The sequence below is a fragment of the Neobacillus sp. SRL179 genome (assembly GCF_984799095.1).
On record NZ_OZ481792.1, the window covers coordinates 3,832,530 to 3,848,024 of the forward strand.

13 protein-coding genes are annotated in these 15,495 nt (G+C 38.4%); 3 read left to right on the forward strand and 10 right to left on the reverse strand.

Translation table 11 applies throughout. The features are described from left to right. Positions 1-190 precede the first annotated feature (190 nt). Positions 191-1,087, reverse strand: a complete 897-nt coding sequence (locus AC4E8C_RS19050; RefSeq protein WP_490208203.1) for a cation diffusion facilitator family transporter — start codon at positions 1,085-1,087, stop codon at positions 191-193. A gap of 225 nt (positions 1,088-1,312) precedes the next feature. After that, a complete protein-coding gene (locus AC4E8C_RS19055) occupies positions 1,313-1,450 on the reverse strand; it encodes a hypothetical protein (RefSeq protein ID WP_490208204.1) in 138 nt (45 codons plus the stop codon). Positions 1,451-1,550: 100 nt separating this feature from the next. Between AC4E8C_RS19055 and AC4E8C_RS19060 the strand changes: the two genes are divergently transcribed. After that, the gene (locus tag AC4E8C_RS19060; RefSeq protein WP_490208205.1) at positions 1,551-1,760 is read left to right on the forward strand and encodes a YozQ family protein; all 210 of its coding nucleotides are present in this window, start codon (positions 1,551-1,553) and stop codon (positions 1,758-1,760) included. Positions 1,761-1,807: 47 nt separating this feature from the next. Here AC4E8C_RS19060 and AC4E8C_RS19065 read toward each other — a convergent pair whose 3' ends face one another. Then, positions 1,808-2,563 carry a yteA family sporulation protein gene (locus tag AC4E8C_RS19065; protein WP_490208206.1) on the reverse strand — a complete coding sequence of 252 codons (756 nt, stop codon included), beginning with the start codon at positions 2,561-2,563 and terminating at the stop codon, positions 1,808-1,810. A 223-nt stretch (positions 2,564-2,786) separates the two neighbouring features. Between AC4E8C_RS19065 and AC4E8C_RS19070 the strand changes: the two genes are divergently transcribed. Together AC4E8C_RS19070 and AC4E8C_RS19075 are read left to right on the forward strand one after the other, a co-directional pair. After that, positions 2,787-2,948 carry a hypothetical protein gene (locus tag AC4E8C_RS19070; protein ID WP_490208207.1) on the forward strand — a complete coding sequence of 54 codons (162 nt, stop codon included), beginning with the start codon at positions 2,787-2,789 and terminating at the stop codon, positions 2,946-2,948. Positions 2,949-3,053: 105 nt separating this feature from the next. After that, entirely contained in the window at positions 3,054-4,421 is a 1,368-nt protein-coding gene (locus AC4E8C_RS19075) for an amino acid permease (RefSeq protein ID WP_490208208.1), read from the forward strand. Between the two features lie 87 nt (positions 4,422-4,508). Here AC4E8C_RS19075 and AC4E8C_RS19080 read toward each other — a convergent pair whose 3' ends face one another. The 7 genes from AC4E8C_RS19080 to AC4E8C_RS19110 form a co-directional block, all read right to left on the reverse strand. Next, positions 4,509-5,456: a uroporphyrinogen decarboxylase family protein gene (locus AC4E8C_RS19080; protein WP_490208209.1), complete on the reverse strand. Its 948-nt coding sequence runs from the start codon at positions 5,454-5,456 to the stop codon at positions 4,509-4,511. 30 nt (positions 5,457-5,486) lie between these two features. Beyond that, complete coding sequence (locus tag AC4E8C_RS19085; RefSeq protein ID WP_490208210.1) at positions 5,487-7,538, reverse strand: hydantoinase B/oxoprolinase family protein; 2,052 nt, start codon at positions 7,536-7,538, stop codon at positions 5,487-5,489. Then, positions 7,535-9,700, reverse strand: a complete 2,166-nt coding sequence (locus AC4E8C_RS19090; RefSeq protein ID WP_490208211.1) for a hydantoinase/oxoprolinase family protein — start codon at positions 9,698-9,700, stop codon at positions 7,535-7,537. Before AC4E8C_RS19090 ends, AC4E8C_RS19085 begins: the two co-directional genes overlap by 4 nt. A 13-nt stretch (positions 9,701-9,713) precedes the next feature. After that, the gene (locus AC4E8C_RS19095; protein WP_490208212.1) at positions 9,714-10,079 is read right to left on the reverse strand and encodes an acetone carboxylase subunit gamma; all 366 of its coding nucleotides are present in this window, start codon (positions 10,077-10,079) and stop codon (positions 9,714-9,716) included. Positions 10,080-10,081: 2 nt separating this feature from the next. Beyond that, on the reverse strand, positions 10,082-12,115 hold the full coding sequence (locus AC4E8C_RS19100) for a hydantoinase/oxoprolinase family protein (RefSeq protein ID WP_490208213.1): 2,034 nt from the start codon (positions 12,113-12,115) through the stop codon (positions 10,082-10,084). A gap of 18 nt (positions 12,116-12,133) precedes the next feature. After that, positions 12,134-13,456, reverse strand: coding sequence for a phenylacetate--CoA ligase family protein (locus AC4E8C_RS19105; RefSeq protein ID WP_490208214.1), 1,323 nt, complete (start codon positions 13,454-13,456; stop codon positions 12,134-12,136). 173 nt (positions 13,457-13,629) lie between these two features. Then, the gene (locus AC4E8C_RS19110; RefSeq protein ID WP_490208215.1) at positions 13,630-15,426 is read right to left on the reverse strand and encodes a helix-turn-helix domain-containing protein; all 1,797 of its coding nucleotides are present in this window, start codon (positions 15,424-15,426) and stop codon (positions 13,630-13,632) included. Positions 15,427-15,495 lie beyond the last annotated feature (69 nt).

Consider the following 15,495-nt stretch of genomic DNA (forward strand, 5'->3'; position numbering starts at 1 on the left):
CAACATCCTTTTATAGAGTTGATATTCTTGATATTCAATTCCATCCATACAAAGATCATATTGACTTCCCCCCGACTACTTGGGTCAGGGTCTACGGAATAACTCAAAAATATCAACTCCCTCATCGTTTTATATCCTATCCTATCATAAACCGAAATCCGTAAAAGTACAAAGGAGTTTTTTCAGGAAATTATTTGTCTTCAGGAAAATAAGGATTTAAATGAATTAATACTTCATTAATATTATCAAATTTGTCAATGAGTGCACGTTTGATTAATTTTGAAAGATCATGCCCTTGCTTGATGGTCTTAGAATGATCAACCGAAATTCGTAGATCAACTAAAACGTAATGACCTAGTTCTCTTGCCCTTATCCGGTCAATCCGCTTTATTTCTGGAAACCCCTGGATAATGGCTATGTACTCTTTTAATGTCTCTCCTTTAATATTGCGTTCAAGTAAAATATCAAAGGCTTCGGTTAACATTTCCTTCGCAATTTTAAAAATTAAATAGGCCACAAATATACTGGCAACCTTATCACCGTAAAGTAAGGAAGGAACATCCAAACGTTCTCCTAAAATAGAAATAAGCACCCCAATAGCGGCGGCTATTGATGCGACAATATCAGCTTTGTGGTCGAAAGCAATCGCTTCTATTGCCTTGCTATTATTTTGATTGGCCACTTTTAAGGAGCTTCTATATAAAACAATCTTTGCAGCAAACGAAAATAGAGCCACCCCCATAGCCAAGAAACTTGGTGATTCCACTTCATGAAACAGACCACTTACTCCCTCGTAGGCAACATAAACTGCAACAAGCAAGAGTAAAATCCCAATAATTTCCGACACAATGACCTCAGCTTTCCCGTGTCCATATGGGTGCTCTTTATCTGCTGGTTTATTCGCAATTTTAATAACTAATAATACAATAACCGAGGCAAAGACATCTGCTGCCGAGTGTATTCCATCGGCAAATACGCCATCACTATGTCCAAGCCAGCCAATAATGATTTTCCCTAACGTAAGGATGATATTACTGATTACACTAATCCAAGCTACTTTTTTAGCCAACGTTTCTCTCATTTCCATTTTTGAAACCACCTTTGAAAATTAACGTGCACTATCTTGGCTCCGTTCTTTAGCGGTGACAGCAGTCTAGTGCACAAGTGCAACATTGAATCTGATAAACCTAACAAATCATATCAAATGAAACGTTGATGGGTCTAGAGAAAAAATCTTTCCTAAATCAAGCAAATTTGCATGCAGGCAACAAAAGAATACAAAGGGAATTTATTTTACTAAAAATGTTAAATGTTATTCTTCATGTTCTTCTTTTTCTTTCTTAATCATTTCTATTTCTTCAACAATTGAGATCAAGTTAATTTGATCGTGAAGGTAGTGAAAAGCCTCATCTAGTTCTTCTCTTGTTGGAAACTCATCTTTTTTATTCATGATTAACACACCTTTCAAAGTTTTATTTTTTAGGAGTAATTACTCTGCAATAAGAAAAAAATACCGTTGTACCATCATTTCCAAAAGGGAGGAATTATTAATGGAACATAAGAAAGCAAATCCAAAGAAAGAACTTGCCGGAAGTTTTTATCACCCTAGTTACTACCTTGAAAGTGACGATCTTTCCAAGGGGATTGCAACTTCCCATGAACAAGTAAGCGATGCGTACACTGAAGGTGAAATAGGCGCTGTCATTGATGATGTAAACGGAGAAGATATTAAGATTCCCCAAAAAGGCTTTGAAGAATAAGAAGAAGGAAAACAGCTCTCACCTGAAAGCTGTTTTCTTTTTCTTCGTCATTTATCATCTTCGACATAGGGATCGTGTTCAAACGCTGGCAAATCACCAAAGCTGGTCATAATTCCTTCTTCATCAAGAGCATCCTCGTATTTTTCATGCTGAGAATTTGGGTAAACTGTAATATTTTTACCATAAATATCTGTTCCAACAAAATTTTCATATTCCTCTACGTACCCAATGGGTTCCTCTGACTCATTATAAACATCATTATAATGATCTTTAGGAAAGGCAAGGTCTGACGGCCCGTCGGATGTACCCCATTCAGCCACGGCCTGCCAGGAATCCTCTGCATCGAATGCCACATTTTCATCTTTATTATCCATATCAAATTTACCAAATGGCGGCATTAATACGCCTTCTTCAATCGGTCGATCGTGTGAGGTGACTTGGTCCGGGCTGTGTTCAATGCAATAAGTTGTATTCGGCAAGGCCTCTAATCGTTCTAACGGAATTTCCTTTCCACATATTTCACAATTCCCATATGTTCCATTTTCCATTGCCGCTAAAGCCCGATTGATATTGCCCAGTTCCAATTTGTAGTGTTCAAGCAGGGCATTATCTTTCTCGCGTTCATAAAGGTCGGTTGCTTCATCTGCAGGATGATTATCATAACTAGATAATTCCCCCATTGACTCATGATAATGACCTCGCTCAAAACCAAAATGATCATTTTGATCTAACCGCTCTTCTACATCATTCTTCTCCTGCAACAATTGTAACCTTAACTCAGCTAATTGCTGTGTCGATAACATGTAATAACCCCTTTCATAGTGGATTACCCTAGAATCTATTTCACCATTTTTATGTTCTGTATTTATCTTTCCTTTTTATTCTCAATTTTTACGTGGTGGATTATGTAACCAAAATTTAATTTCAACTAATTCATTGCCAAAGCGTACAGATGATTTATCTGTATAAGAATTGCGCAGGCGAGTATCTTAAGGATATGAAACTTTGAAGAAAAGAGGGAACGAAGTGGTTAATGAAAACTTTGACAGATTTAGAAAAGCTCAAAAGGATCATAAAGGGATTTATTTAGGTGGTACACAAGAAGAAAAACCCGGTTTAAATGACGAACAATATAATAATCAAAGTATTACTGACAAATCACCCGGTGCTACGGGGAGAGATATTTAAGATACATCCTTTTTCAACAAAACATTAAAGTGAAATGAAAAAGGTTGAGGGTCGTTCTTTAACCTTTTTTTATCATTTGTATGATGGAAGCAAAGGAGAATCACGATGGGTAAATCCAAATCTGGAGCAAAAGAAAAAAACAATATGAAATGGTGGCAGCTTTCTTTATTTGGAGTGGGCTGTACAATTGGGACAGGTTTTTTCCTTGGCTCTGGTCTAGCGATCAAAATGACAGGACCGGCTGTTTTATTAGCGTTTATTATCGCCGCCCTCGGTACTTATTTTGTCTATGATGCTCTCTCCAAAATGACCTCTCAAGAGCCTTTACAAGGTGGTTTCAGGTCTTATGCGAAGAAGGCATTTGGAAAGTGGGCTGGCTTCAGCAGCGGCTGGGTATACTGGTCCTCAGAGGTACTAATTATGGGAAGCCAACTAACAGCACTGTCCATTTTTTCTCGTTTTTGGTTTCCAAACGTCCCTTTATGGATTTTTACCGCGATCTATGCTGCATTAGGATTAATGGTTATTTTGATTGGGGTTAAGGTGTTAAACAAACTTGAAAATATTCTCGCTATCTTAAAAATTTCAGCGATATTAATGTTTGTCGTGATTGCTTTTCTAGCCATTTTTGGGGTCATTGATGGTGACCGTCCTATCCAATTTCCGAATAGTCAAAAGGAACTCCTTCCTCATGGACTTATTGGGTTGTGGTCGTCCGTAATTTTTGCCTTCTACGCCTTCGGCGGAATTGAAATATTAGGATTAATGGCGACTAAATTAAAAAATCCAAGCGAAGCACCAAAAGCAGGAAAAGTGATGCTGTTTACACTAATGTTTATTTATGTACTTTCAATTGGTCTTGCTGTCATGATGGTGTCTTGGAATAAATTTAACACAAAGGAAAGTACGTTTGTGGTAGCACTAGATACTTACCATCTTGCCTTTGTCCCGCATTTTTTTAATGCAGCTTTAATTATTGCAGGCTTTTCGACAATGACAGCCTCCTTATATGGCGTAACAAGTGTGCTGGTTACGCTGGGAAAGGAAGGCGATGCACCGGCATGTTTTTCAAAAAAGGGAAAATTAAAGGTCCCACTAGCTGCACTATTGATCACCATACTTGGTATTACTGCCTCCATTGTATCGGCATTGGTATTGCCAGATCAAATTTATGAGTGGGTCACAACAGCAGCCGGATTAATGCTTCTTTACAATTGGCTATTTATTCTTGCCTCCTCCAGGAAAATCTTGGAGCTAAAGACGAAAGAAAAGATCATGTATTCGATTGGTGCCCTGTTTATTTTAATCGCTGTCAGTGGAACCCTTTTTCATAAAACAAGCAGACCCGGCTTTTTTATTAGCTTAGCGTTTATTGGAGTCATCGGGATCATTACTTTAATTATTCAGTTAAAAACGAACAAAGAAAAGAAAAAGTCTAAGAAAAAAGTACTGAAGCCTTGGCCAACAGCATAGTAATCAGCATAAAAATAGGCTGACTCTGGTATAAGCATTTCAATGCCAGCCCGAGTCAAGCCTCTTTTTACTGAACGACTAATTAAGTCATGTCCAAGTCTCTTGATTACATAGTACAGATACCTTGTTTTGCAAATCCGCTAAATTTAAGTTTAGTTCTAGCGGTTGACTAGTAGAAAAAAATAATCTTTTTTTATTGTTTGAATTCCACATGAATGCGAGCTCCGATAGATCTATTTCTTGTTTCCAATATGACTCATCTAATGCTATACCCTTTGTTTTTATTTTTGAAGAGTTGGAAATTAATGAGTTCGACGTAATAATGCAATTAGGTAAATCGGCATTATTCAGTTCATTTATGGATGTTGGCACTTTTAAAATTCCAAAGATATTATAATATTTTATCACATTAAAAATCGGTTTATAACAGCGACTAAGTTCTTCAGTCATGAATAAATTGTGACGAACCTCTTCATTAATAATAACTCCGTCCACCTTTTCGTCCCCAAAACTTTTACACAATTGAATAAGTCCCTGTGTAACGGCTTCCAACTTATTCTCAATACTTTCCATACTCTGATTAAAAACATCATCCCCATATAAACTTTTCAGTATAGTGAGTGGACCGGTAACTGTTGCAATGATGGGATAATTTTTACCATTTACCTTTACTAGTCTTGTTACGGTCTCCATTAGAATCGGAATTCTCCCCCGCTCAATAATATCTTTGGCATCCAGTGTTGCCGTCATAGGAAGATATTCTTTGACAGAAGGCATTTGACCATCTTCCCAATGAACGGCAGCACCGAAAGCTTCCGCTTCTAGAGTAGGATCAACGGGTAATGTTAAAGCGTCATACTCTAGTAATTGCTGAGTATTGACGATAGCCGAAGACAAGACACTTGAATCAGTCAATAACTCCTTGACGGAAACTTGACTTACCTTTGTAAGGTATGTTCCGACTAAAGGAATAAAAGGAGGCCGAGGAATTACTCGACCCTTAAATAATTTCTGTACTAGCTCTTTACGATTCATTTTCGAACCTCCTTTTGTGCGGACTACTGATTACATACGAACAATTTGTCGTGTAGGTTCAGCTGTAGGCCATTTTCCATAGTATGTTAACGCTTCTTCCGGCGGCTGCTTTGTAGACCATTCCTTCATAAATTCATCATAACGTTTGCCGCGGGCTAGGCGAGACACTCGTTCAGACCTTCGAGCTTGGTTTGTTTTTTCTTCGTCCAAGGTCAAAGTTTCTGGATCATAAACGATTTTATAAATATTTTTGGCAACCCAATCGGAGATCAATTCATCCTTTAAATCCTTGACAACACTATGTGGGTCCCGATCAAGCACATCACCATACCCGCCGCCGCCAAGGGAGTTACCAACGAAAATGTCGCCTTCCATAACTGGCGCAGCACCACGAATGGCTCGCTCGACAATATATTCACCTTCAATGCTTCTATCTTCAATCAATTCCGTCACATTTGTTGGTAGATTCTTATCACCTTTGGCCATTTTTTCAAAATAATTTGCCTTAACGATTTTAATACCTGGATGCGAAGCTGGCGGATACCCGCCAAATAGCCCCTGAACGGTTGGTACTTTATGATTTTTAATGATCGATTGATATATGAGATAGGGAACTTTATGAACAGCCCAGGCTACATTTGTCCCTGCCCCTCCTCGATATTTTCCAAATCCTCCTGAATCTTTCCAGTGCTTGAAGAATAAATGGACATGCGGCTGCTCATTTTCCATATCTTCTACATCTGGCGCTTTACCCCACCAGCCCCAAGGAAAACCAAATGAATTATTTCCATCACGGTTACTACGGGCTCCTCCGCCTTCACTGTTGAGGGCATTGGCAAGCATATCAGCAAAAGGAACACCCCATTGGTTCATTCCTGCAATAACAATCGCACAGCCCCCGACACCAAACCCTGCCGTTGTTAATTCCTTTGCACCACTTGCATAAAATAATTTGGACATTGCATTTGAAACAGTCGATAATGTACAGCTATTGGTAACCGGTGAGTTGGCTACTGAAGCGTCAACGTTTGCATTTAAAAAAGTGCCTTGTGGAACAATGACCTTGATTGGCGAAAAAATACCGGACGATGTTGGGAGATCCGCAAATGGCACCCCAAACAAATAGATAGCTATATGTGCACGGACGATGTGTAAAAAGCTATTAAACGAACCATTATTTTCAGGTGAGGAACCAGTAAAATCAAAGGTAAGTGTATCGCCCTTCTTTGTTAAAGTCAGCACACATCGTAAAATAGAATCACTGACACCTATTGTATCCATAAAGGAAACGGAACGATAAACTCCATCTTGCCAGCTAGAGATACGATTTCTAGCTCCATCTTCTGCCACAATCAGCATTTTTCTCATCACGCCAACAACTAGCTCTACTCCTTTTTTCTCAATCAGTTGTTGGACTCTGACACGCAGACGATCACATGCGGCAACGCGGGCTTTTGTATCAACGATTTGCATCCGTGGGGCCCTCGATACCATGTTTGCCATCATGTTTAACATGTCATTACGAATCACGTAGTTTTCACCAATTTTAATTGGTGGAAGTTTCATCCCTTCATCGGAACGAGATTTGGCGGTTACAGGCATCCCGCCTGGTTCAATCGCACCAGTCTCCGGTTGATGCACGGCTGCAGCGGACCACGCGATTAGCTCTCCATTATGGAAAATGGGCATAACGGCTACTTGGTCAGGATTATGAACACCACCATACAAGGCTTCGTTTGCATAGAAGATATCGCCTTCTTTTACACCGATCGTAGGATCATCTTTATAATGCTTTAATATATATTTTATGGCAATCTGCGTGGTAACGGCATGTAAGTAAACCCCACAATAGGCGGCAACAAGGTCACCCTTTGCTGTATACAATCCTACAATGATATCACCGGAGTGCAGCATGCTGGAAATCCCAATTTTGGTTAGGACTTCTTTTGCTTCTAGCACGAGCTGATTTAACTTTTCACTATAAATTTCGTATTCTCCGAACTTTAAAGTTTCTAAACATGCTGTTTCGAAGTCATCTATTGGCTCTGGATGGATTCGTTCATTTATTTCGAAATCGATCATGCGAGTACCCCCTCAACCATTTTCTTTTCAATCACACCATTTAAATATTGGTCTACGGTATAGTCTGCATTTGGCGGTAAAACTACAGTTGTATGTGGCGATTCAATTAATGCAGGTCCTTCAATTTTATTTCCATTTTTCAACTCTTCTAATTGATAGACTGGTGTTTCAACAAAACCGCCTAATTCCGGCCAGTAGGCATGACGGGAACCTTTGATTGCCGCAATAGGATTTTCACCTTCATATTCATTACGATTGAAACTATATTTTTCCTGAGGAACAATTGCCTTAAGGACAATGTTTTCAATTTCAACTCCGCCTTCAGGATATACTGCAATCGGGCTGTACGCATTAGAGTAATCCTCTGTAAAACTATCCCATAAATTTTGAACATCTTCAGGACAAGTAATAAAAAGCGATGGCGATTGGGTGCGCTTGATATTTAGCTGCCCTCCATATTTCATATCTAACTCCAACACATATTGGATTTCTTCTTCTTTAAAGCCCTCACCTTTAATATCTCGAATGGCTTTCGATTGCAGCTCCCTAACGGTTGAATTAAATGATTCATAATCCGTTAAAAATTCCTTCGTGCCCGGCTGAAGCAGAATAATATGTTTTGACTGTTCATAAATGTGCATGACATCCATCATAGATGAGGAAAAGGCACAAAATACTGGGGATTGCTGTAATATGACAGTTTTCGGAATATCTGCATCGAACCCAAATCCAGCACCATGAACGGGACCGCCACCGCCTAATGCAAATAAGACAAAGTCTTTTGGATCATTTCCTTGAAGCGCTGTTTCCTTTTGAATGATATTGGCCATGTTACCATCACAAACTTTTTTTATTAAATAGGCAGCCTCATACACATCAACGCCTAATGGTTTGGCTATTTTCTCTTCAATCGCTCTCTTTGCCTTTTCTAAATTTAAGGATAAATTTCCACCATGGAAATAATCCGGATTTAAATATCCTAGCAGGAGATCCGCATCTGTTACGGTTGGCTCTGTACCGCCCTGATCATAGGCAACAGGTCCCGGGAAGCTTCCCGCACTTTTCGGCCCTACCTCTAATCGGCCGCCTAAGTCATGATTAATCCAAGCAATCGATCCCCCGCCAGTTCCAATCGATTTACTTTCGAGCATGGTCATATCAACAAGCCAACGATCAATGACTGGCTTAAATTGATAAATACTTGTTTCACCATCGACGACAAGTCCAATATCAAAACTGGTTCCGCCCATATCGGCAACAACAATATTTTGATAATCATATACTTTTCCAATTTCATTGCTGCCAATGATTCCGGCAACTGGACCGCCATTATACGTATTGACGGCTGAAGTACGGAAAACTTCCGCCATTCCTCCTGTATTATGGACCATTAGTAAGGAGTTTTTATAACCCATGTCACGCAGTTCATCCCCAATATTAGACAGTTCTTCTGCCATAGCCTGGTGAAGATATGCATTCAAAATCGCTACGTTCGACCTGCTGTATTCATAGCGCTTAGGCAATACCTCACTTGAAAGAACAACTGGCATATTACCTAGGTAATACTCTGGGTATTCTTCTTCTATTAGCTCCTTAATTCTTTTTTCATGGACTGGATTCTTAAAGGAGAACAAGGTTGAGACCACAAATCCCATTACTCCTTGATCCACCAAGTACTGTAATTTATTTTTAAAATCCTCTTCATCTAAGGGGCGGATAATTTTTCCTGTATAATCAATTCTTTCTTTAGCACCAACAACATGTTCTCTAGGAATCAATGGATTAGGTTTATCGACTTCGGATATTTTACGGGATTCCAATGTGCTGATCCCGTCCGCCCATTGGCTTCCTTTTCCGATATAAAGCATATCTTCATAGCCTTCGGTTGTAATAAATCCAAGCTTTGGACCTTTTTGTTCAATCAATTTATTCATTGCAACGGTTGTCGAATAGCGAATCACATCGGTCTCTTCTAACAGTTCGTCAATGGAGAAATCAAGCAAGTCGGCCCCATTTTCGATGGCTTTAATAAAGCCCACCGACAAGTCATAGCCAGTTGTAGGGCTTTTAGCAATAATGGATTGCTGCCCGTATCGTATAAAACAGTCTGTAAACGTCCCGCCGATATCAATATCAATTGTAGCTCTCATTTTAGCTGACATGTCTTTTCCTCCCCTACGCCCTTTTAAATGCTTGTTTCTCTTTTTCTTCTACTTCCTGTATAGCTCGGTTTCTTACATCATTAATATCTAATTCAATATCATGAGTGATTGGGTGGCCCGGGGCTAAAATTTCTGTTTCCACTAAAGTACCACAGCTAGGGCAGTAAAACTCCACTAAACGAACCCAGTTCGGATCCGGAGAAAATGTATGCTCGCCCTCGAGATGGGGCTGATGTATCTCACTTGGGTCGCGATCATAAATCAGACATCCAAGTTTAAAATTTTCTTTTGCTGAATTCAATTCCTGATCGCATTTATTACACACCCAAACCTCTTTATCTAAATCCAAATCAATGTACTCGGTAATTTTTCTTCGCATGTTTATACCTCCATTACACCATTTAGATGTTGGTCCATCTTAAATTTCGCACCGACAGGAACGACAATCGTCGTGTTGGAACTTTCTAAAACGGCAGGTCCATTTATCACGTGGCCAGGTCTTAATTTTTCTATATCAAAAATAGGGGTGTCGATAAAACGATTCTTCCAATAAATATTTCTACTAGACTTTGGAACCGGATTAGTAGTTTCGACCTCAAGCGTAGGTAATGAAAAATGGGATACGCTCACATAACTATTCAAACGAATAAATTCAATGATAAATTGGTCCGATTTTAATTGAATCGCAATATCTTGCAACATCGTTTGCAGCTGGTCGGCTTTATTTTTTTGAAGATACTCGGTAGACAAGGAAAAGATATTTCTGGTTTTACTATCTATCGAAACAGCCTCTATCGCTACTTCAAAATGAATCGATTCAGGAGTAAATCCTTCTCCTCTCATATCACGATGAGAAAGCTTTTTCATTTTATCTAGGTGTACATTTGCGGTTTCGATGAGGTCATCAATGTTTTGATTATTACGATAGAAATAGTCTAAGCGTTCTTGATAGTTATGAGAAATATCAGCAGTGGATAAACCAAAGGCACTAAACACAGAGCTAAACGGGAATGAATAGACATTTTTGATTCCACTTTTTAATGCCATTCCTCCTGAGAAAAGTCCGCCTCCACCCCCAAATGAGAATAGCTTAAACTCTCTTATGTCTTTTCCTCGCTCTGATGCAAGTTCCTGTAATGTATCGGCACCAATTTGCTCAATTCTATCAATTATCAACGTTGCTGCTTCTTCATTTGAAATATTTAACGGAGTAGCGATCCATTTATTAATAGCTTCAATCGCTTTTTGTTTGGAGATTTTCTTCGTACCACCTAGGAAATATTCTGGATCTACTAATCCTAAGACTACACATGCATCTGTTACTGTTGGTTTTGTACCACCCAGGTCAAAACACGCAGGTCCAGGTACTGCACCGGCACTTTCAGGCCCTAATTGAATTTTTCCATCAGGGGTTGGTTTTGCAATGGAACCACCGCCGCCTCCAACAGAGAGAACATGGATTAATGGAGCATGTACGGGAATTCCAGCAATCTTAGATTCCGTATCGAAGGTAAGCTCTCCTCCAGAAATTAACCCGACATCGGTACTCGTTCCTCCGACATCAACAGACATAATATTTTCTAATCCATATATGGCTCCAATGTACTTTGTCCCCATTAATCCAGCGGCAGGTCCAGAGTTGTAAGTATCCAATGCTTTTGTTTTAGCTACACGGGCAACACCGCCGTTTGCATGTGCAATTAAGAGGGGTTTTGTATACCCTTTTTGACGCATTCCTTCATCAGCTTTGTACAAGTATTTAACCATATCACGGTGTAGGTAAGCGTTTACAATTGCGGCGTTTGTTCGAACAGCATTATCAGAACGAGAGCTAATCTCACTGCCTAATTGGATCGGTTTTGTTCCTAAGTAATGCTTAGGAAAATCCTCTTGGATGATCTTTTTAACTAATTTTTCATTTTCATTGTTAATATGTGCATTTTCAAAGCTTACAATAATCACTCTTGTTCCAAGTTCCAAAAGCTTTTTTGTAGCTGCCTTAACATCTTCCTCATCAACGTGCTTGATGATTTCACCTGTTTCTGATACTTTTTCATCAATTGAAACAACGAGTTCAGGTTGAATTAAATAGTTTAAAATTGGATTAGGACCATCTTGATAAAGGGATTTTTCATTCCCTTTCGTCACAATGATTCCTAATTTTGGTCCTGTACGCTGAATCAATGAGTTTGTGCCCACAGTAGTTGATAAGCGAATCGTTTTGGTTTTTTTAAGGAAATCGCCTACATTTTTAAACCCAAAACGTTTAGCTCCCTCATTAATGCAATTGTTGAAACAAACAGTTAGGTCATGTGGGGTTGTATCAACTTTTACCACTTCAAATTGGTTTCCATATGAAAAAAATCCATCTGTAAATGTACCGCCTGTATCAATATCGACAGTGTACTGAGCCATAAATAACCCTCCCAAAGTTTAATAAACTTCTTTTACATACTTTGTTTTCATTTCAAATCGAGGTAATGTTGAATTTGGAACTAAAGAAACATTAGCTCGAAATAAGAGTTTAGCTCTCAATTGTTCTTCCAGTTCTTTCTTTAACCCAATTAACTCTTCCTTTACTACGGTCGGACCGTACTCTACTTGTACCTCTAATGGTGGTTCTACAGCTGGTCCTGGTTGATATAGAACGATTTGAATTTCGCCAGTTGTCTGTGGATAAAAACTGCTAACCACATCTTTTATAGCAGATGGGAAGACATTAACTCCTCGAATGATCAGCATATCATCTGTTCTTCCAATACAGCGAATCCGGAATCCTTCATGTCCACAAGAACAAGCTTCGGTTTTAATGGAAATTAAATCCCTAGTCCGGAATCGTAATAATGGGACACACTCACGATCAATGGACGTATAAACAAGCTCACCTGTACTTCCATTTTCAATTGGTTTTACTTTACCTGTATCGGGATCGATGAGCTCACATATGACATAATCCGCTGCAACGAAGTGCATGCCATCACCAGCAGGGCATTCAGAGAAAAGCACTGGTGCCATGTCTGCATTCCCCATTGCTTCAAATACCCGTGCACCCCAATCTTGTTCAATCTTTTGCCGAACTTCTAGCAAGCCGCCGCCTGGTTCGCCGCCTGTTCCAATGATTTTAAATCCAAGCTCTTTTGGGTCCATACCTATAGACCTAACATAGTCAGCAAGATAATTAGCATAGGAAGGTGTACATAACAGGACATCAGGTTTTAAGTTTAATGCGGTTGTCACAAGACGGTCTGAAGCCCCCGTTCCAATTGGTATAAAGGTGGCACCCAGACGTTCAATCCCATCTTTTAAAGGCAGTCCGCCAACGAAAAAAGATAATCCCATGGCAAAAATTACTTTATGTTGAGGACGTATTCCCGCTGTATAATAAACACGAGATACAATGTCTGTCCAAATCTCATTATCATGTTTTGTTATTCCGACATAGGTGGGTTTTCCCGTAGTTCCAGAAGACGAATGAATTCTAATGATACTCTCAGAATTCGAACATTGATGTAAGCCTAACTCCGAAGTGCTTTCTTGACTTTTTCTTATTTCCCATTTTTCTGTGAAAGGGATCTTCTCTAGGTCATTTAAGGTTTGAATATCTAGGGGATGTAACCCAGCATCATTAAATTTTGCTGCATACATAGGGGAATTTTGATAGACATATTGAACTTGTTTTCTCAACTTTTCTTCCTGTAATTCTAGTAATCTGTCTTTTGGTAATTGTGACTCCACGGAACTTTTGTAGGAAAGCATGGTGGCCTCCTTCTTTTTTTAATACTATTCTTAAAATTTTGAACTTTGCAACTTTATTATAAATCTGCTTAACTAACATTACCATGTTGGTCATTCACAAAATGTACACATATTTGCCACAATTTTTTGGCTCAAATCCACAAAAAAAAGAATGATCATATATGATACATTCTCTAACCATTTAGCTCTTGAAGCATGTACTCCAATCTAAGTGCTAAATTTAAATTTAGTCGGACTTCGGAATCCGTAAGGTCAAAACCAGTTGTCTCTAAAATCTTCTCCATACGATATTTTAAAGTATTCTGGTGAATAAATAACTCCTCAGCTGTCTTTTTTATATGTCCATTATGCTTTAAATAAACTTGTAAAGTATCCTTCATTACGTTTGAATCTTTTAATTTATTAAGCTTGTTTAAATATAGATTGATATAAGCGGCTGCTAATTTTGAATCATTGGTCGAAATACTAGACAATAAGGTCCATATTCCACAAGCAGGAAAATAACCGACGGGACCAATTAATTTTATAGATGGTAAAACCGAGAGAATTTGACCTGCCTGTAGATACGATTCACCGACAAATTTAACAGAATCTTTGGATTCGCCAATCCCAATATATACTTCGATGTCTGATACATTGTTGTTTATTTTTTTTTGCAAAATATCCTGTATTTGTTTTACCGCCTGTATTAATTCTACTTCCGTTTCATGTGAAAGAAAAACGACAATTGTTTCTTCCCGATAAATAGCACACGAATTCTTCCATCTGTTTTTTATTTCTGAGAGAAGGTAATTAACATTCTTTTTCACTGGATCACTTACCAAGAAACCTTTTCTATAAAAGCCAATTTTAAGTATACAAATACGAGGAGTATATGAAATACCAAGTGTATTCATAATATCCGTGGTTTCCTGTACTTTTTCTTCATTCATATTGATAAATGAATCAAAAAGCTGATTTAGTAAATATCCTTCAATCTCTAATCGTTTATAATTCTCTTTTCCACTGGAAGCCATTTGAAGAGCTGCTTTTAGAATTACACCCAATTGGTCTGAAATTTCCAGCAGTAAATTCAGATCATCCTGTGTAAAATAGCCTTGTTTTTTATTGATAGCATGAATAATACCAATCCTCTTGTTATCAACAACTAATGGTACCGTAACTAACGTAGTTGCATTAAATAATTCGATAAATTCCTGATTATATCTTTTATCTAATTTTGCATCTAGAGTAATCGTTGGAGTACCTGTAAGAAATACATACTTTGCATTGCTATTTTCACTCATGGGTACTCTGTATTGTTGAATAATTTCATCCTCCCAAACTCCAAAGGCAGGTTTTTGCAGAGCCAATTCATTTTTATTTGGGTCAAAAAGCATGATCCCAGCCATTTGGGATTGGAGAAGTTCCCCTACTTTATCAACTATTTCAGCTAATATCTCTTGATATGAATATTGATTGAGAAGGTGATGCAATTGGTTTATATAGGTGAGACTTTTTGATTTCCTCTGCATAATTAAAAATAGACGGGAATTTTCAAGAATAACCGAGACAGATTGCATAAAGATAATAATCAAATTAATCTGTTCTCTTAATAAATTTTCCTCCTGTTTGGGTTCGATAACTAAGACACTAGAAACTTCATGCTGCCTTGTGATGGGGAAAAAATACGTGGTGTTTTCTTTAAAATATTTTTGAGATATTTTTCTTTCCAATACCTTTTTTGTCATTCCTAAGAAACTCTTTTTCTCGCGATTATCCAGGTTAAGACTTGCATGGGGAATCAATTGCTTTAAACTAAAGTCATACACAAGGAACAGGCCCTTCCCGCCCCCAACTTGCTTCACACCCTCAACCACAATGGCTTGGGTTAAAAGCTGCCAATCTTGGATTGTATGAAGATATTCAAGACTTTGTTGCAGTAACTCAACTTGATTATCATTAAGAGCTATTCTAGCTTTATCGATCACATAATCCCTCCTGATCTGAAACTAAAGAGTAAAAAATACAGGGATAGAATTAGACTTTCTATAATTGGT

Bases quoted from the DNA above. Each gene is read 5' to 3' on its own strand.
- AC4E8C_RS19100 (WP_490208213.1), bottom strand. From the start codon at position 12,115: ATGGCTCAGTACACTGTCGATATTGATACAGGCGGTACATTTACAGAT.
- AC4E8C_RS19080 (WP_490208209.1), bottom strand. From the start codon at position 5,456: ATGAATCGTAAAGAGCTAGTACAGAAATTATTTAAGGGTCGAGTAATT.
- AC4E8C_RS19065 (WP_490208206.1), bottom strand. From the start codon at position 2,563: ATGTTATCGACACAGCAATTAGCTGAGTTAAGGTTACAATTGTTGCAG.
- AC4E8C_RS19095 (WP_490208212.1), bottom strand. From the start codon at position 10,079: ATGCGAAGAAAAATTACCGAGTACATTGATTTGGATTTAGATAAAGAG.
- AC4E8C_RS19050 (WP_490208203.1), bottom strand. From the start codon at position 1,087: ATGGAAATGAGAGAAACGTTGGCTAAAAAAGTAGCTTGGATTAGTGTA.
- AC4E8C_RS19090 (WP_490208211.1), bottom strand. From the start codon at position 9,700: ATGTCAGCTAAAATGAGAGCTACAATTGATATTGATATCGGCGGGACG.
- AC4E8C_RS19085 (WP_490208210.1), bottom strand. From the start codon at position 7,538: ATGATCGATTTCGAAATAAATGAACGAATCCATCCAGAGCCAATAGAT.
- AC4E8C_RS19060 (WP_490208205.1), top strand. From the start codon at position 1,551: ATGGAACATAAGAAAGCAAATCCAAAGAAAGAACTTGCCGGAAGTTTT.
- AC4E8C_RS19105 (WP_490208214.1), bottom strand. From the start codon at position 13,456: ATGCTTTCCTACAAAAGTTCCGTGGAGTCACAATTACCAAAAGACAGA.
- AC4E8C_RS19055 (WP_490208204.1), bottom strand. From the start codon at position 1,450: ATGAATAAAAAAGATGAGTTTCCAACAAGAGAAGAACTAGATGAGGCT.
- AC4E8C_RS19075 (WP_490208208.1), top strand. From the start codon at position 3,054: ATGGGTAAATCCAAATCTGGAGCAAAAGAAAAAAACAATATGAAATGG.